We start from the raw sequence: 440 nt of genomic DNA on the forward strand, positions 1-440 counted from the left end.
GCCGGCATGAACGTCATGCGCCTGAACTTCTCCCACGGCGACTACGCCGAACACGGTGGTCGCATCAGCAACCTGCGCGCTGTCATGGCCGAAACCGGCAAGCACGCAGCCATCCTGCTGGACACCAAGGGTCCGGAAATCCGCACCATCAAGCTCGAAGGCGGCAACGACGTCTCCCTGGTCGCCGGCCAGACCTTCACCTTCACCACCGACCAGACCGTGGTGGGCAACAAAGACAAAGTCGCCGTCACCTATGCCGGTTTTGCCAGCGACCTGCGCGTCGGCAACCGCATCCTGGTTGACGACGGCCTGATTGGCCTGGACGTCATCGAAATCACCGAGCGCGAAGTGATCTGTAAAGTGCTCAACAACGGTGACCTGGGCGAGAACAAGGGCATCAACCTGCCGGGCGTCTCCATCAAGCTGCCGGCCCTGGCCGA

Annotated in this window: 1 protein-coding gene; it reads left to right on the plus strand. The window is 62.3% G+C overall.

The window, feature by feature from the left end:
* The coding region (locus tag ACNPAA_RS21100) for a pyruvate kinase (RefSeq protein WP_417892003.1) at positions 1-440 on the plus strand (440 nt) is incomplete at both ends.

Source organism: Aeromonas sp. PS2Canimalfood6, from assembly GCF_048276795.1.
In the GTDB taxonomy this organism is placed as follows: Bacteria; Pseudomonadota; Gammaproteobacteria; order Enterobacterales; family Aeromonadaceae; genus Aeromonas; species Aeromonas caviae.